We start from the raw sequence: 16,666 nt of genomic DNA on the forward strand, positions 1-16,666 counted from the left end.
CCCGGCCGCCGACGTCACGGCGTCCGCGGCGATCGCGGACGTGTGGCGCCGGGGCGTGCGGCAACCACGGTCACCAGGGCGGCGGTCGTCAGCACCGCGCTGGTCCACGGCGCGGAGCGGTGGCCCGCCAGGCCCGCGAGCAGCGGACCGGCGACCGCGCCGACGTTGAGCGCCGCCGTCGCGAACGCCCCGCCCAGCGCGGGCGCGTCGGCGGCGGCGCGCACGATCGCGGTCACCAGCGCCGACCCGACCCCGAACGACAGACCGCCCTGGACGACCGTCACCGCCACCAGCGCCACCGGGTGGTCGCCCACCAGCGCCAGCACGGCCCACCCGGCGGCACACGCGGCCACCGCCTGCCACCGCACGCGTTCACCGACCCGCCCGGCCACGGTGACCCCGCAGAACGCGCCGATCCCGAACGCGGCCAGCAGCAGCGGCGGGCTCACGACCCCGGCCAGCACCGCGAGGTAGGCGAACGTCGCGAAGGTCGCGGCGTTGACCAGGACGGCAAGCCCCAACGCCACCCGAACCGACCCCAACCGCAACACCCGCAGTTCGTGCGACACCGACATGTGACCGCTCGGCGCCGCCGGGAACCGGAACACGAACGCGGGCAGGCACAACACCGCCACCGCCCAGAACGCGGACCGCCACCCGGCCCACTGCGCCAACACCGCCCCGGCCGGCACCCCGACCACGCACGACAACGTCACCGCGGCCACCAACACCGACGTGGCCCGCGGCCCTTTCGCCGCCACCACAACGGACATCGCGACGGCCAGGAACCCGGCGTTGATCACAGCGCCGACGACCCGCGTGCCGAACAGCACCGGGAAACTCGTCGTCACCGCGCCGATGACGTGCACGGCGACGAACACGGACAGGAACACCAGCAACGCCCGCCGACGCGACCACCGCGCGCTCCACAACGCCATGACGGGCGCGCCGAGAACCATCCCGATGGCGTAGGCGGACGTCAGGCTCGCGGCGGCGGTCACCGACACCGACAGGTCACGGGCGACACCCGGGACGAGACCGGACAGCATGAACTCAGAAGTGCCTTGCGCGAACACGGCAAGGCCAAGGACGAACACGGACAAGCGACACCCCAGGACAGAGGCGGACAGGACGTCAGGACGCCGCCCGTGACCCTGGGGGCCTCAGGCGACGGGCGTCGTGGCTCTGTCCGACTCGGGGCTCGTCACAGCCCGCAACCTACCACCGGCCGGCAACGCCTTTTCCCCACCACCAACGCCTGACCCGCACCACCACGAGCTGCGCGACCACCGTCACCGCCGCCGCCACCGGGAACGCCACACCGCCCATGCGTTCGACGAACACGGCGACCAACAGGCAGAACACCGCGAAGCTGAACAGCCCGAGCAACACGCCCGCCAACGTGCGCACGGTCGCCGGCGCCCCTTGCTGCGCGTGGACGAAGCCTGCCACCACACTCGTCGCGACGGGGAACGGTGCGAGCAACCCGGTCCACTGCGGCCCCAGCGCACCGGACGCCGTGGTCACCGCGAGCACGAGCAGCGCGGTCGCGACCGCGCGCCCCGGCAGGTCCCACGACGGCCGCCGCGCCACACCCGCGTCCGGCCCGACCGGCGGCATCAGCGACGACGCGACCGCAGCGGCGGCAACGGCGACCACGAACGCCACGACGGTCCAGACACGCACGAACGACAGCGCGGCATCCACCACCAGCACGGCCACCCAGCTCACGGCCGTCGTGACCAGCCACCCGGACCGGCCCGCCACCCGCGCGAACACCACGGCGAACACCGCCAGCGCCACGAGCCCGAACAGCGACGCCCCGGCCGCGCCGGCGGTGAAGCGCGGGCCGTGGAGCAGGTGGGTGACGAACAGGATCGGCCCGGCGACGATCGGCAGCCCGACCAGGATCCCGGCCACGTCCGCGCCCCACCGGCGGCCGGCCACCGTGGAACCGACGACCAGCAGGGGAGCCAGGCACAGCTTCAGCAGAAGGATCTCCACTTGTCCGCAGTGTGCCACGCCCGGCGGCGGCGATCCTGAATATCGGTCAAAGACCAATCGGTCGAAATAGGGGAGAAAGACCGGATGTGTGTTCGGTCGATCACGCGTATGGTCCCGGATCGTGCGCGTTGTGGGGACGTTGCGGTTCCCGTCGGCCGATGCCCCGGTCCTCCTCGACCGGGTCCGCGTCGAGGTTCGCGACGTGTCCGAGGCGGACGCGCCCGCGCGCACGGTGGCCGTGGTGACGTTGCCCGCGGTGCGTGTTCCCGCTGGTGGGCTGGAGTTGCCGTTCGCCGTGGACGCGGACGTGGACGGCCCGGGGACCTTCGTCGTGCGCGTGCACGGTGACCGCGACGGGTCCGGGGTCGTCACCGACGGTGACCTGATCACCACCGCCGCGCACCGGGTCACGCCGCGGCCGATGGTTCTCGACCTGCACCCGGTCGGTCATTGACGAACGCCGTATCTGGCCGTCGCCGGATGCCTCTGTCAGACATACGCCCAATTTTCGGGAGAGGAATCAACCGTGGACGAGATCGTGACCGGTGACGGCATGGCCGCCAGCCGCGAGGTGCGCACCGGGTTCCTGTCGGGGCCGGGGTTCCGCGACAAGCCCGTCCGCTACAGCGTGGTCGACGGCATCGCGCTCTACCAGGGGTGCATCGACATGGGCCCGGCCGAGGAGGTCGAGGCCGCCGCCAGACTGCGCCCGGGTGAACCGGCGGACGTGGGGCAACCCCCGTCCGAGCTGATGGGGATCGGGCTGCCCGCCGACTCCGACATGCTGTGGACCAACGGCGTCGTGCCGTTCGTCATCGACGCCGGGCTGCCGAACCAGGCCCGCGTCACCCAGGCCATCGCGCACATCGAGGAGAACACCGCGATCCGGTTCGTCGCCCGCACCAGCCAGGCGAACTACGTGCGGTTCGTGCGCAACCCCGACGTCGGCTGGAGCTCCTCGCCGATCGGGATGCGGGGCGGCGAGCAGCGCATCCGCCTGTCCGACGGGGCGACGACGGGCACCACCGTCCACGAGTGCCTGCACTCGCTGGGCATCCTGCACGAGCAGAGCCGGTGCGACCGCGACCAGTACGTGCGCATCGAGTACGGCAACATCCAGGACGGGTTCGAGTCCAACTTCGACCGGTTCTGCGACGGCTTCACCGACTACTTCGACTACGACTACGACTCGATCATGCACTACGGCCCGACGGCGTTCGGCGTCAACGGCGCGACGACGATCGTTCCGCTGCGCCAGGGCGTGACGATCGGGCAGCGCGACGGCCTGAGCTTCGGCGACCGCGTGACCATCGCGCACATGTACGCGCGGTTCACCGGGCGCGGCCACACCGGCGTGTTCCGCGCGGGCAGCGGGAAGCACGCGCTGTGGGTCAACGTCGGCTGGGACAGCTTCAAGGCCAAGTGGCAGGAGTGGGCGGCCGAAGGGCTGCGGCTGATCGACCTCAACGTCCGCCGCGTCGGCGGCGAGAACCGCTACTCCGGTGTCTGGACGGCGGGCACCGGCGGTTACGCGTTGTGGGCCAACGCTTCCTGGGACAGCTTCAAGGCCAAATGGCAGGAGTGGGCCGGGCAAGGGCTGCGGCTGGTGGACCTGCACGTGCTGCGCGCGGGCGGCGAGGACCGCTACTCGGGCGTGTGGCGCGCGGGGACGGGCGGTTACGCGTTGTGGGTCAACGCGTCCTGGGACAGCTTCAAAGCGAAGTGGCAGGAGTGGGCCGCGCAGGGCCTGCGGCTGGTGGACATCAACGTGCACGAGGTCGACGGGCAGGCGCGCTACTCGGGCGTGTGGCTCGCCGGGTCCGGCGGGTACGGGCTGTGGGCCAACGCTTCCTGGGACAGCTTCCGCGCGAAGTGGCAGGAGTGGGCGGCACAGGGCCTGCGGCTGGTGGACGTCAACGTGCACCAGTCCGGCGGCGAGAACCGCTACTCCGGGGTGTGGCTGCCCGGCACCGACCGGTACTACCTGTGGGCGAACGTGCCGTGGGAGAGCTTCCGGGCGCGGTGGCAGCAGCAGAGCGCCAACGGGCTGCGGCTGGTGGACTACGAGTTCACCGAACCCGCCGCCGCGGACTCGCTGGACTTCACCGGCTCCCCGGAGGAGGCGCTCGCGCTGCCCTCGGGCGTCGGCGGCCTCTTCGACGGCGAGGCGCTGCACGACCTGACCGACGTCTCCGCCGCCGACGGCACGCCGATGGCCACCGACGGCGACGGCGGCGCCGACACGGCCGTGCCGCCAGTGATCGGCGCTCCGGCCGGTGACGGCGTGGGCGGCATGTCCGTCGCGCCCGAACGGCCCGCGGCGACCGCGGCGGACGGCGACGGCGGCCTGGTCGCCGAGCCGGTCCAGCCGACCGTCACCCTGACCGCCACCGGCCTCGGCGGCGCACCGCACGCCACCAACGGCGCCGACCACCCGGCCAAGCCCAACCGCCGGACCAAGGCGGCCAAGCACTGACCTCCCCCGGTTCGCACCGCCCTGCCGGTGCGAACCGGTTCGAACACCTGCCTGGCGGATTGTTGCGCCGAACCCGCGCGCTCTACGGTCGGCGGACAGGAACCGGTTCGATCCAGTGGGGGAGCGAGCATGGCCAGGGTGCTGGTGCTGACCGGCGACGCCGCCGAGGTGCTGGACGCGATGTACCCGGTGTTCCGGCTGCGCGAGGGCGGCCACGAGGCGGTCGTGGCCGCTCCGACCACGCGGCCGGTCAAGCTCGTGGTCCACGACTTCGAGCCGGACTGCGACGCCTACACCGAGAAGCCCGGCCACCGGCTGCCCGTGGACCTGGCGTTCGCCGACGTCGACCCCGAGCGGTTCGACGCGCTGGTCATCCCGGGCGGGCGGGCCCCGGAGCACATCAGGACGCACCCGGACGTGGACCGCATCGTCCGCCACTTCTTCGACCACGACCTCCCCGTGGGCACCATCTGCCACGGCCCGCAGGTGCCCGCCGCGCTGGGGCTGCTCCGGGGGCGCACGACCGCCGCCTACCCGCCGTTGCAGGTGGACGTGGAGCAGGCCGGCGCGACGTTCGTGGACGCGCCCGACGTGGTGGACGGGGCGATGGTGTCCTGCCGCGGCTGGCCGGACCTGCCGGAGTGGTCCCGTGCGTTCATGCGCGTCTTGGCGAAAGTGCCGCAGCGCGCCTGACGGGGTCGTTAGGCTGGGTCCGGGCCGCCGTGACACTCCTCCCGAGGGGGATACTGTGACGCGTCTTCGATTACTGGCGCACGCGGCCGGGGTGGTCACCATGGCCGCCGTGTTGCTCACCGCGGTCCTGGTCAGTCCGGCCAGCGCGTGTGTCTGCCTCCCCGGCAACGAAGCCCTGCGCTACCAGCAGGCGAAGTACGTCTTCAGCGGGTTGGTCGTCGCCCGGAAGATCGAGCAGAAGGACGGCTACAACCACAAGTACCGCTACACCGTGAAGGTGCACACGGAGTACAAGGGCGACGTCCCGCGCTGGGTCTACGTCACCACCCAGATCAACTACTCGTGCCGCTACGAGCTGACCGTCGGCACCGAGTACGTCGTGTTCTCCAAGAGCGACCAGGTCGACCGCCGCCTGGAGGTCGACCAGTGCGGCGGCACGCGGCCCGCCTCGGCCGGCCCGCCGGTGACGACGTCCCCGTCCTCGGGCACGTCCACCACCCCGCCGACCACGCCCTGCGCGACGGCGGCGGCCTAGCGACCCGGGCCGGCTGCGTCGGACTGCCCGGCGGAGCCGGCCCGGTAGCCGGGGATCTCCTCGACCCGGTGGTACACCGGCAACCCGCGTTCGCGCGCGATCCGCACGTCCTGGTCCGCGCCCGTCGACTCGCCGGGCAGCCGCAGGACCGCGTCGCAGTGCTGGAGCAGCCGTTCGGCGGTCGGGTACAGGATCCCCTCCGCCACCGGGTCGGTCGGCCCGTCGCCACCGGCCCCGCGCAGCACGGGCAACGCGACCCACTCGCCGATCATCGGCACGTGCCCGCTGCGGAAGATCGGCCACGCGGCTTCCTCCAGGCGGGCCAGGTTGCGCGCCATCAACTCCGGGTCGTCGCCGGTGCCCGACCGGTAGGGGCCCGCGATGAGGATCATGAGTGGTTTCGCCATGCCGCCCACCGTAGTGTGCAACAATCGGAAGAAACAAGGAGGAACAGGCATGCTGGCGGCACAACGGCGCGATCTCCTGCTGGAGCGGCTGCGCACCGACGGGCGGATCGTGGCCAAGGACCTGGCCGCCGAACTGGGCATGTCCGAGGACAGCATCCGCCGCGACCTGCGCGAGCTGGCCGCGGCCGGGCTGTGCCAACGGGTCTACGGCGGTGCGCTGCCGATCTCGCCTGCCATCGCCGACTACGCGACCCGGCAGGGCGTCGAGACGTCCGGCAAGGAGCGGGTCGCGACCCGCGCGGCGGCCCTGGTCGAACCCGGCAGCACCGCGATCGTCGACGGCGGCACGACGGCCCTGGCGGTCGTCCGGGCCCTGCCGCTGGACCTGCGGGCCACGGTCGTCACGCACAGCCCGACCGTCGCCAGTGCCCTGGCCGACCACCGGGACGTGGAGGTCTACCTGATCGGCGGACGGCTGTTCAAGCACTCGATGGTCGCGTGCGGGGCGGCGGCGGTCGAGGCGGCGCGGGGCCTGCACGCGGAGGTGTTCCTGCTGGGGGTGACCGGCGTGCACGAGGAGTACGGCCTGACCACGGACGACGCGGACGAGGCGGCGATGAAGCGGACGCTGGCCCACCAGGCGGCGGACACGTACGTGCTGGCCAGCTCGGAGAAGATCGGCGCGGTGTCGAGGTTCGCGGTGGTGCCGCTGCCGGAGGTGGCTGGCGTGATCACGGACGCGCCCGCCACGACCCCGACCCTCCGCGCCCTGGACGTGCCGGTGATCCACGCCTGATCCCCAAAGCGCCGCCATTCCCCGTAGAACTGCGGCCACGGCGCACCGGCCGGGTGAACCCGCCCACGCACCGCGACCACGTCGTCAACCCGCGGTGGGATGTCCACTTCGGACACTCGCCACCAGCCTTGACGCGCACGTCCGCCGAGGACCGGAGGCCCCGCCCGTGCCGGAACAGCGCGACAGCGCCGTCACGCTCACCCACCGCGCCATCCGCCTGCGCGAGTCGGACCCGGACGAGGCGCGGGCGCTGCTCGGGCGGGCGCTCGCCCTCGACGCCGGCTACGAGCCCGCCTGGTGGTGGTTGGCCGACCTGGTCACCGACGACGCCGAGCGCAGGTTCTGCCTCGACCGCGCCTACGACCTCAAAGTCGACCCGGACACCCGACGGGCCCGCGCGGCGCTCAAGCGGGTCGCCTCCCGAGCCCCGGACGAGGTGGCGGACTTCGTGGAACCGCCGCGACCGGACCCCGTGCGCGCCCGGCCGCGCCGACCCTCCCGCACCGGCAGGTGGATCGGGGTCGCCGCCGCCGCGCTGGCGGCCCTGCCGGTCTACAAGGCGGCCGGCATCCCCGCGATCACGCCGACGGCCGGCTCCGCCCGCATCACCGACGAGAGCGAGTGGTACTTCCGCAGCATGTTCGGCAGCCGCACGCAGAACGACTTCCTCGCCGGCTACACCTCGCGCGTGCTCGGGGCGAAGTCCGCCGCCGTCGCGTTCGACGACGACGAGTTCGGGCGGGCGACCCGCGACGGGTTCAGCGCGGTGTTCAGCGGGTTCGGCGCGGTGGCGGCCGAGGTGCCGATCGCCGCCTACTACGTTGTGTAGTAGAAAGGTCACCATTCGTGCACTGTTGAATTCTGGGCCGCGCCGCATACACTGCCTGGCGGCGCCGGACCTCCCCCCGATCCGGTGTCGGACGCGGTCCCTGGCTTCTCCCCCCGATGGTCAGGGGCCGCCTCCCGCTACGGCGACCACCACGAGAAACCACCCTCCCGCGGGCGTTCCACGGCGGCGATGGCGTCTTCCAGGGTGGGGCGCAGGGTCAGCAGGCGTTCCACCTGGGTCACGCGCATCGGGTTGACCACCACGCGGTGCCCTGCGGCGACCGCGAACCCCATGCCGAGCCGGTCGACGTGTTCGCGCACCTCGACCAGCACGGCGATGCCCATCGACCCGAAGAACTCCACGTCCGCGAGGTCAACCACCAGGGCCGTGGACCCGTTGTCCAGGCAGCCGAGCAGTTCCGCGCGGACCACGTCGTAGTTGGCGGTGTCCACCTCGCCGCGCACGTGCGCGAACACCACGCCCCGACGTCGGGTGGTCCGGACCGCCACGTCGGGGTGCTGACGGTCCAGCGGCACGGACCCTGGTTGCTCAAGGTCGTGGTTCACGCCCTGGCACGTACCCCGGGCGGGGCGCCGGGAAACGACCTCCGGCGGGCCTCGACCGCGCGGGCGGGCGACGGGCGTAGGGTCCGGCGCATGGCTGTGGGTGGCAGCAGGCGGGTGCGTGCGGCGCGCAAGCGGAAGCGGCGGATGGAGCGGGCCGAGAACGACCTGTCCGCGGCGGAGTGGACCGCGCTGAAGGAGGCGTGGGGCGGTTGCGCCTACTGCGGTGCGACCGGGACCGCGTTGCAGAAGGACTGCGTGCAGGCGTTGTCGCGCGGCGGTCGGTACACAATGGACAACATCGTGCCCGCTTGCGCGTCGTGCAACGCCAGCAAGTGCAACGCCGAGGTGACCGCGTGGTTGCGGCGCAAGCGGTTGGACGAACGGGCGTTCCTCCTGCGGCACGTGCGGGTGCGGGCCGAGTTGGCGCCGCGCTTCGGTCCCGGGGTCGTCGCGAGCGACTGACCAAGATCGCCGATCCGCCTCCACGGCGTGCGCGGGCGTGGGAGGCTGGGCGTCGAGATCGGAACGGTTGATGGGGGAGTGGTGACCTCGTGGGCATGACGTTGTCCTTCACCCGGGTGACTCCGGACGAGCTGGCCCGGGCGTTCGAGGACCCGGAGTGGGCGATGGAGCAGGTGGACGACGAGGAGCGGCCGTACTGCTTCCTGGAGAAGGCGTGGGCCGGCATCCAGTACCTGCTCATGTCGGCCGACGTGTACGTCGAGCTGTACGAGGACGGCGACCCCATCGACGAGGAGGCCACCCTCATGGCGTGGGACGCGGCCATGGTCGCCGCCACCGCGAAGCGGCTCGGCGAGACCCCGTTCTCGGTGCTGGAGCCGCACTGCACCCCGGCGAACCTCAACGAGGGGAAGGTCTACCCGATGGGGACCATGTGGGACGCCGACGACCTCGACTACCTGCGGGACCACTACCCGGCGCTGGTGACGTTCTTCGCGGAGACGGCGGCGGCGGGCGACGCGGCGATCCGGCACTTCAGCTTCTGACGCCCCCACGGCGGCGGCCCGGGTCGGCGTGGGCCGCCCGCACAACGCGCAAATCGGGGAAGGTCACTGTCGCCGGTGCCCGAACGCGCGGGTGACGCCTGCCCTGGTCAACCGCCCGGGAAAACGTCACCAATAGTGCGCGTCACCGCATTTTTCCTCCTTTCCCGGTGGTTGTCGGGTTCCATGGAATGGCCCGTTGTGCACCCCCAGCGGGCATTGCCGACACGGAAAGTCGGCTCCTATGTCCGAAAGCGTCGGGTCGAACGGTGCGCTCGGCGGATTTCGTCCATCCCAGGAAATCTCGATGATGACCAAAACAGCGAGAGCGCTGGCGACGGCTCTGCTCGGGGTCGCCGCCGCGGAAAGCCCGCGGCGGGCAGTGCTCGGCGGCGTGAACTGTGGGAGTTCTGCCGCAAGCTCGGCTTCGCCGACGTCACGAACGAGCACCCGCACAACGTGTGGACCTGGTACTGCGTGAAGCAGGCCGGCGGCCTCACGGCGAGGACCGACGCCCGCCGGGCCGCGATTCAGGGCAGGGTGCGCAGCAGGTCGGTCAACCGGGTGACGTTGTCCACGCCGACCCGTCCGCCCAGCGCCTGTTCGTGCGCGGCGGCCAGGGACTCCAGGCGGTCCAGCTTGGTGTGGCCCAGCGGCGAGACGTGGACCGACACGCGGCGGCGGTCCTGCTCGGACTGCGAGCGGTACAGCAGCGCCGAGTCGACCAGCGCGTCCACCACGCGGGTCAGGGTCGGGTGCGGGATCTCCAGGGCGGTGGCCAGTTCGCCCATCGTGCGTTCCTCCGCCGCCAACGCGCGCAGCACCCGCCACTGGTCGACGGTGAAGCCCTCTTCCTCCAGCACCGCGCCCAGGTCCCGGACCAGCGCGCGCTGGGCCCGGATCAGCAGGTCGACCAGGTCCGCACGTCCGACCTCGGTGCCGTGCCGACCAGCCATGACGAGCCTTCCTCCGGGAGCCTGGACACCGAGCATACTGTGACCCCCATGGACTCCACCGCGGTCGTGCGCGCGGTCGTGCGGGACCGGGTCGAGGTCGCGGTGACCGGGCCGGACCCGGGTGCGCTGCGCCTGGGCGTGCTCCTGCCGCTGTCCGGCGCGCTGGGGTTGACCGGCCCGTCGGGGCTGTCCGCCGCCGCGCTGGCGGCCACCGAGGTCAACGCCGCGGGCGGGGTGCGCGGGCGGCGGGTGGAGTTGGTGCTGCTCGACGCGGGGCGCGCGCCGCACGAGGTCGCCGCCGACGCGGCCGGCGTGGTCGGGCTGGTCGACGCGTTCGTCGGCTTCCACACCAGCGACGTCCACCGCGCCCTGGAACGCTCCCTCAACGGCCGCGTGCCGTACGTGTTCACCCCGCCGCACGAAGGCGGGTCGCGCCTGCCGGGCGTCGTCCTGCTCGGCGACTCCCCGGCGCGCCAACTCGCCCCCGCCGTGCGCCGGCTGGTGGCCGGGCGCGGGCTGCGCCGCTGGGCGTTGGTGGGCAGCGACTACATCTGGCCGCGCGCGGTGCACCGGGCGGTGTCGGCGATCGTCCGCGACGTCGGCGCGGAGGTGGTGTGGGAGCGGCTGGTGCCCTTCCCGAGCCCGGGGATCGACGCCGAGCGGATCGTGGCCGCGCTGGCCCGGGCGCGGGCGCAGGCCGTGCTGGTCAGCCTGGTCGGCCGGGACCTGGCCCGGTTCAACCGCGTGTTCGCCGCGTCGGCGCTGGCGCAGCGCGTGGTGCGGCTGTCGGGGGCGCTGGAGGAGAACGTCCTGCTGGCCGCCGGTGGCGACGAGACCGGCGAGCTGTACGCGGCCATGCGGTCCTTCGCGGGGCAGGGCGACGACCGGCGGATCGCGTTGGCCGAGCGGTACCGGGCGTTGTTCGGCGGCGGCGCGCCGGTGCTCGACGCCTACGCCGAGGGCTGTTACGACGGGGTGCTGCTGGCCGCCGCCCTGGCCGCGAGCGGCGGGCTCACCGCGTCGGCCGCGCGCCGCGAGGCGGCCCGGCTGCTGGCCACCCCGAGCGCGTGGCCCGCCGGGACCCTGGGACCGCCGGTCCCGGGCGGTTACCTGGCCCGCGCCGACGGCCTGGACCTCACCGTCATCACCCGCCTCTGATCTTTCTAGATGAAACCTTTCCATCTGGAAGGAGTCGGTCTAGGCTTCGCCGCACTGTCGCGTGGCGAGGAGGACGGCGATGAGCCAGGACACGGACCTGGGCCGATACGGCTACACCCAGGAGTTGCGGCGCTCGCTCGGCTTCCGCGACCTCCTGGTCTACGGGTTGATCTTCATGGTGCCGATCGCCCCGTTCGGCATCTTCGGCGGCGTGTTCCAGGGCTCCGGCGGCATGGTCGCCCTGACCTACGCCATCGGCATGGTCGCCATGCTGTTCACCGCCAACTCCTACGCGCAGATGGCCAAGGCGTTCCCGCTGGCCGGCTCGGTCTACACCTACGCGGGCCGCGGGATCGGCGCGCCGGTCGGATTCCTGGCCGGGTGGATGGTCCTGCTGGACTACGTCCTGGTGCCCGGCCTGCTCTACCTCATCGCCAGCGTGGCGATGAACTCGCTCGTGCCCGGCGTGCCGGTGTGGCTGTGGCTGGTGCTGTTCGTGCTGCTCAACACCGCGGTCAACTACCTGGGCATCGAGATGACCGCCCGGGTCAACCGGATCATGCTGGTGGCGGAGTTGATCGTGCTGGCGGTCTTCGTCGGCATCGGCGTGGTCGCGGTGGCGCAGGGCAAGGGGCAGGGTTTCAGCTTCGACGCGTTCTTCACCAGTGAGACGTTCTCGTGGCCGCTGGTCCTCGGCGCGGTGTCCATCGCGGTGCTGAGCTTCCTCGGGTTCGACGGCATCTCCACGCTGGCCGAGGAGAACCGCGAGTCCGCGCGGGCGATCGGCCGGTCGATGGTGGCCGCGCTGCTGCTGGTCGGCGTGCTGTTCGTGGTGCAGACGTGGGTCGCGGCCATGCTCGTGCCCGACCCGCGAGCCCTGGTCACCGACGGCGACCCCGGCGGCACGGCGTTCTACGACGCGGCCCGCGTGGCCGGCGGTGAGTGGCTGGCCGTCCTGACCGCCGCCGCGACCGCCGTGGCGTGGGGGTTCGCCAACTCGCTGGTCGCGCAGGCGGCGACCTCCCGGCTGCTGTACGCGATGGCCCGCGACCGGAGCCTGCCGAAGTTCCTGGCCAGGGTGCACCCGACGCGGCGCGTGCCGGTCAACGCCACGCTGCTGGTCGCCGCGGTCTCGCTGGCGCTGGGCCTTTACATGCAGTCCCGCGAGGACGGCATCACGTTGATGAGTTCGCTGGTCAACTTCGGCGCGATGATCGCGTTCCTGTTCCTGCACGTGGCCGTGGTGGTGCACTACATGGTCCGGCGGCGCAGCCGCGACTGGTGGAAGCACCTGGTCGCGCCGGTCATCGGGTTCGCCATCCTCGCGTTCGTCGTGGTGAACGCGAAACTGGCCGCGCAGACCAGCGGACTGGTGTGGCTGGGCGGCGGGATCGTGCTGATGGTCGTCCTGCTCGTGACGGGGCGCGGGCTGCGCCTGTCCGGCATCGGCGGGACGGGAACGGGCGAGCCGGAATCCGGCGAGCCGGAAACCAGCGGAACGCAGACCGGCGAGTCGCCGATCGCCGCGACGGAGGAGAACAAGTGAGCATCGAGGTCGTGCGCCTGACCCCCGAGCCCGGACAACTCGCCTACGCCTTCGGCGGGCGGGAGCCGCTGCTGACCGTGCGGCCGGGCACCGTGGTCGAACTGTCCACGGAGGACTGCTTCGGCGGGGCGGTGCGCACCGTGGACGACCTGCCCAGCCGCGTCTGCGCCTTCCCCTACCTCAACCCGGTGACCGGGCCGATCGCGGTCGAGGGCGCGGAGCCGGGGGACGCGGTGGCGGTGCACTTCGTGGACATCCGCCCGCTGCGCGACTGGGCCGTCTCCACGACGTTCCCGCACTTCGGGGCGTTGACCGCGACCCACACCACGGCCATGCTGCACGACGCACTGCCCGAACGCGTCTGGCGCTACGACGTGGACGTGGCCAAGGGCGTGTGCCGGTTCCACGCGCGCGGCGGCGACTTCCAGGTGGAACTGCCGCTGGACCCGATGCACGGCACCGTCGGCGTGGCGCCCGCCGCGAACGAGGTGGTGATGAGCATCAGCCCCGGCGCGCACGGCGGGAACATGGACACCCCGGAGATGCGCGCGGGCACCACGGCGTACTTCCCGGTCAACGTGCCCGGCGCGCTGATCTCCCTGGGCGACGGCCACTGCCGCCAGGGCGAGGGCGAAGTGTGCGGCACGGCCGTGGAAGCGGCGATGTCCACGGTGGTCGTGGTGGACCTGATCAAGGGCGCCGCCCCGGCCTGGCCCCGGCTGGAGAGCGACGACCACCTCATGTCCACCGGGTCGGCGCGGCCGTTGGAGGACGCCTTCCGCATCAGCCAGCACGACCTGGTCGGGTGGACGGCCGGCCTGCTCGGGCTGGACGCGCTCGACGCCTACCAGCTGGTCAGCCAGGCGGGGCTGGCCCCCGCGGGCAACGTGGTGGACACGAACTACACGATGGTGGCGAAGTTGCCCAAGACGGTCCTGGGGCGGGCCACCGCCTACGACGGCATCCACGCCCGGCTGCGCGCGACCGCGGCCCGCTACCTGGCCGAACGGTAGCGGGCCGCGGTCCCGGCGTCACAGGACCTCGATGTAGCCGTCCGTGCCGTTGACCCGGATGCGCTGGCCGTCGCGGATGGTTCGGGTGGCGTGCTCGACGCCGACGACGGCCGGCAGCCCGTACTCCCGGGCGACCACCGCGCCGTGCGTCATCAGGCCGCCGACCTCGGTCACCAGGCCCGAGATCGCGACGAACAGCGGTGACCAGCTGGGATCGGTGTGCGCGGTGACCAGGATGTCGCCGGGATCGAGGTCGGCCTGCGCCATGTCCAGGATGACGCGGGCCCGGCCCTCGACCGTGCCGGCGGACACCGGGAGGCCGACCAGCGCGCCGGCGGGCAGGTCGTCGCGCCGGTACGCCCCGGCGACGGCCTCGCCGTCCGACGTGAGCACGCGGGGCGGCGTGAGCGCTTCGTAGGAGGCGAACTCGTCCCTGCGGCGGCGGATGAGGTCGTGGTCGGCCCGGTTCGTGCGCACGACCTCGCGGATCTCCTGGAACGTCAGGAAGAAGACGTCCTCCGGCTCGGCCAGCACGCCGGCCCGCGCCAGGCGGTCGGCTTCGGCGAGCAGGGCCCGCTTGTAGTGGGAGTAGCGGCTGATCATGCCGTACTTGGGGTACTCGCGGTAGCCGATGAACGTGCGGACCAGGTCGATCTTCCGCTCGGTCTCCTCGGCTTTGCGCTCGCCGTCGGGCAGGGCCTTCAGCCGTCGCAGGACTTCCTGTTGTTTGGCCAGCGCCTCCCGCCGGCCGCGTTCGAACCGCCGCGCGGCCTCGCCGGGTTCGGCGTTCTTGATGTTGGACAGGATCAGCGGCAGGAGCATCGAGGGGCGTTCGCTCCAGCGTGGCCGCGTGATGTCGATTTCACCGACGCAGCGCATGCCGTACTTCGCGAGGTAGGCGGTGATGGCGTCGCGTGCTTCCGTGCCGCCGTCGAGGTCGGCGAGGTGGTCGAGGAAGTTCTCGTCCTCGGTCTCGCGCAGGAAGGCGACGACCTCGGGGTGCGGGCGGATGGCGTCGGCGACGTCGAGCAGGGCCAGGCCCATCTCGGAGGTGATGTTGTGGGGCACCGACTGGGAGAGCGTGTCGGCGGCGTCGCGTTCGCCGAGCCACTCCCGGAGGTTCTCGTTGAGCCACCAGGTCGCCTGCATGGCCGCCATGATCACCTCGATGCTGCGCGGCTCGAACAGCACGCGGCGCAGCTCCTGGATGTCCTCTTGGATGAAGTCGAGGAGTTCGGTCCCGGACTTCGTGCGGATCTCCGCCTCCATCGCGGCGACGGACGCTTCGGCGCGTTCGACCAGCTCGGTGACGAGGGCCGGGTCGGTTTCCACCGCGGCCGGGGCCGCGCCGGGGACCTGCGGGACCGGGCCGTCGCCGGGGGCGGGGAGGAAGCCGTCGCGGTCGACGATCGTCCGCAGCGCGTCCTCGGTCAGGGGGTCGGACTTGCCCGTGACGCCGAGGAACCCGGCGCGGTCCGCGGGGGAGGCGAGGAACGGGGTGACGTCCACGAACAGCCGTCCGCCGGCTTCGGCCATGGGGCGCGGGGTCGTCAGCTGCCAGACCGACAGACCCAGCGGCTTCATGGCGTCGGTCATCATCTGCTGGTGGCCGACCGAGACGTAGACGTGGTTGGCCTGGTCGGTCGTGGCGGGGACGGGGAACAGCGTGGTGATCGGCCGGCTCTGGACGATGTGGAAGTCGTCGTCCACCAGGCACCACTCGATGTCCTGGGGGCGGCCGAAATGCGCTTCGATCCGACGCCCGAGGTCCACGAGCCGCACGACCTGGTCGTCGGTGAGCGCGGGTTGCCCGCTCCGCTCCGGCTCGACCCCCTCCTTGGCGACGATCGCCTTGTCGATGACCTCGCCGTCACGCACCTTGAAGCGGTCCGGGTTGACCATCCCCGAGACGAGAGCCTCACCCAGCCCGAACACCGCCTCCACCGCGGCGACCTTCCGGTTGGACGTGACGGGGTCGGCGGTGAACAGGACACCGGCGGCCCGCGGGAACACCATCCGCTGCACGACCACCGCCATGTGCACCTTCCGGTGGTCGAACCCGTTGCGCGCCCGGTAAGCCACGGCCCGCTCGGTGAACAACGACCCCCAACACCGCCTGACGTGCTCCAGGACCGCGTCCTGCCCGACGATGTCGAGGAACGAGTCCTGCTGCCCCGCGAAGGACGCCCCCGGCAGGTCCTCGGCCGTCGCGCTGGACCGAACCGCACAGGCGGTCGCCTCGCCCAGTTCCCGCAACGCGGCCGTGATCTCCCCGACGACGTCGTCCGGAACCTCGGTTTTCTCGATGATCCGCCGGATCTCCGCGCTGGACGCCCGGATCGCCTCCCGGTCGTCCGCGTCGACGCGCGCCAACTCGTCCAGCCGGTCACCCAGGTCCGAGGCGTCTCGCAGAACCCGCTTGAACGCATTGGTGGTCACGACAAAGCCATCCGGCACCTGAACGTCGTCAATCCGCGACAGCTCGCCGAGATGCGCCCCCTTACCGCCCACAACGGCGACCTGCGCCTGGTCGATCTCCCGGAAACCGAGCACGTAGCTGTGCATTCGTACGCCTTCCCCCGTTCGCCTGCGGTGACAGCATCCCTGCCGCCACGAATTTCCGCAGGCCATGGCCACGGCGGAGAGTGTGCGCCCTTACCGGGGCCTTGCCGCAAGACCCCCT

Annotated in this window: 17 protein-coding genes; 11 read left to right on the plus strand and 6 right to left on the minus strand. The window is 72.1% G+C overall.

The annotated features are described in order from the left end of the window. Positions 1-14: 14 nt before the first annotated feature. A complete protein-coding gene (locus ABD126_RS27565) occupies positions 15-1,097 on the minus strand; it encodes an MFS transporter (RefSeq protein ID WP_343936862.1) in 1,083 nt (360 codons plus the stop codon). Positions 1,098-1,218: 121 nt separating this feature from the next. After that, positions 1,219-2,004 (minus strand): hypothetical protein, encoded by a 786-nt coding sequence (locus ABD126_RS27570; RefSeq protein ID WP_343936863.1) that lies wholly within the window; start codon positions 2,002-2,004, stop codon positions 1,219-1,221. 121 nt (positions 2,005-2,125) lie between these two features. Between ABD126_RS27570 and ABD126_RS27575 the strand changes: the two genes are divergently transcribed. From ABD126_RS27575 to ABD126_RS27590, 4 genes are all read left to right on the plus strand, one after another. Further along, the gene (locus tag ABD126_RS27575; RefSeq protein WP_343936865.1) at positions 2,126-2,458 is read left to right on the plus strand and encodes a hypothetical protein; all 333 of its coding nucleotides are present in this window, start codon (positions 2,126-2,128) and stop codon (positions 2,456-2,458) included. A 72-nt stretch (positions 2,459-2,530) separates the two neighbouring features. Beyond that, on the plus strand, positions 2,531-4,480 hold the full coding sequence (locus ABD126_RS27580; protein WP_343936867.1) for a M12 family metallopeptidase: 1,950 nt from the start codon (positions 2,531-2,533) through the stop codon (positions 4,478-4,480). A gap of 129 nt (positions 4,481-4,609) precedes the next feature. Continuing rightward, positions 4,610-5,173 carry a DJ-1/PfpI family protein gene (locus ABD126_RS27585; protein WP_343936868.1) on the plus strand — a complete coding sequence of 188 codons (564 nt, stop codon included), beginning with the start codon at positions 4,610-4,612 and terminating at the stop codon, positions 5,171-5,173. Between the two features lie 100 nt (positions 5,174-5,273). Then, the gene (locus ABD126_RS27590) at positions 5,274-5,708 is read left to right on the plus strand and encodes a hypothetical protein (protein ID WP_343936869.1); all 435 of its coding nucleotides are present in this window, start codon (positions 5,274-5,276) and stop codon (positions 5,706-5,708) included. Here ABD126_RS27590 and ABD126_RS27595 read toward each other — a convergent pair. Beyond that, positions 5,705-6,115: a DUF4406 domain-containing protein gene (locus tag ABD126_RS27595; protein WP_343936870.1), complete on the minus strand. Its 411-nt coding sequence runs from the start codon at positions 6,113-6,115 to the stop codon at positions 5,705-5,707. The two genes, ABD126_RS27590 and ABD126_RS27595, sit on opposite strands and share 4 nt — an antisense overlap. Before the next feature lie 49 nt (positions 6,116-6,164). Between ABD126_RS27595 and ABD126_RS27600 the strand changes: the two genes are divergently transcribed. Together ABD126_RS27600 and ABD126_RS27605 are read left to right on the plus strand one after the other, a co-directional pair. Next, positions 6,165-6,911, plus strand: a complete 747-nt coding sequence (locus ABD126_RS27600; RefSeq protein ID WP_343936871.1) for a DeoR/GlpR family DNA-binding transcription regulator — start codon at positions 6,165-6,167, stop codon at positions 6,909-6,911. A 166-nt stretch (positions 6,912-7,077) separates the two neighbouring features. Beyond that, complete coding sequence (locus ABD126_RS27605) at positions 7,078-7,740, plus strand: type 1 periplasmic-binding domain-containing protein (protein ID WP_343936872.1); 663 nt, start codon at positions 7,078-7,080, stop codon at positions 7,738-7,740. A 137-nt stretch (positions 7,741-7,877) separates the two neighbouring features. Here ABD126_RS27605 and ABD126_RS27610 read toward each other — a convergent pair whose 3' ends face one another. Further along, positions 7,878-8,276: an STAS domain-containing protein gene (locus tag ABD126_RS27610; protein WP_343936873.1), complete on the minus strand. Its 399-nt coding sequence runs from the start codon at positions 8,274-8,276 to the stop codon at positions 7,878-7,880. A gap of 120 nt (positions 8,277-8,396) precedes the next feature. On the opposite strand from ABD126_RS27610, the gene ABD126_RS27615 reads away from it, so the two are divergent. Beyond that, positions 8,397-8,768, plus strand: a complete 372-nt coding sequence (locus tag ABD126_RS27615) for an HNH endonuclease (RefSeq protein WP_343936874.1) — start codon at positions 8,397-8,399, stop codon at positions 8,766-8,768. Between the two features lie 95 nt (positions 8,769-8,863). Continuing rightward, the gene (locus ABD126_RS27620; RefSeq protein ID WP_343936875.1) at positions 8,864-9,313 is read left to right on the plus strand and encodes a DUF1877 family protein; all 450 of its coding nucleotides are present in this window, start codon (positions 8,864-8,866) and stop codon (positions 9,311-9,313) included. A gap of 527 nt (positions 9,314-9,840) precedes the next feature. Here ABD126_RS27620 and ABD126_RS27625 read toward each other — a convergent pair. Next, on the minus strand, positions 9,841-10,266 hold the full coding sequence (locus tag ABD126_RS27625; protein WP_343936876.1) for a MarR family winged helix-turn-helix transcriptional regulator: 426 nt from the start codon (positions 10,264-10,266) through the stop codon (positions 9,841-9,843). 48 nt (positions 10,267-10,314) lie between these two features. Here ABD126_RS27625 and ABD126_RS27630 point away from each other — a divergent pair, with 48 nt between their 5' ends. From ABD126_RS27630 to ABD126_RS27640, 3 genes are all read left to right on the plus strand, one after another. Next, positions 10,315-11,424 (plus strand): ABC transporter substrate-binding protein, encoded by a 1,110-nt coding sequence (locus tag ABD126_RS27630; RefSeq protein ID WP_343936878.1) that lies wholly within the window; start codon positions 10,315-10,317, stop codon positions 11,422-11,424. Positions 11,425-11,503: 79 nt separating this feature from the next. Next, a complete protein-coding gene (locus ABD126_RS27635; RefSeq protein ID WP_343936880.1) occupies positions 11,504-12,970 on the plus strand; it encodes an APC family permease in 1,467 nt (488 codons plus the stop codon). After that, positions 12,967-13,983, plus strand: a complete 1,017-nt coding sequence (locus ABD126_RS27640; RefSeq protein WP_343936881.1) for an acetamidase/formamidase family protein — start codon at positions 12,967-12,969, stop codon at positions 13,981-13,983. The genes ABD126_RS27635 and ABD126_RS27640 overlap by 4 nt, the downstream gene beginning before the upstream one ends. Before the next feature lie 18 nt (positions 13,984-14,001). Here ABD126_RS27640 and rph read toward each other — a convergent pair whose 3' ends face one another. Further along, a complete protein-coding gene (gene rph, locus ABD126_RS27645; protein WP_343936882.1) occupies positions 14,002-16,548 on the minus strand; it encodes a rifamycin-inactivating phosphotransferase in 2,547 nt (848 codons plus the stop codon). Between the last annotated feature and the right edge of the window lie 118 nt (positions 16,549-16,666).

The organism is Saccharothrix mutabilis subsp. mutabilis, assembly GCF_039521145.1.
Classification (GTDB): Bacteria; Actinomycetota; Actinomycetes; order Mycobacteriales; family Pseudonocardiaceae; genus Actinosynnema; species Actinosynnema mutabilis.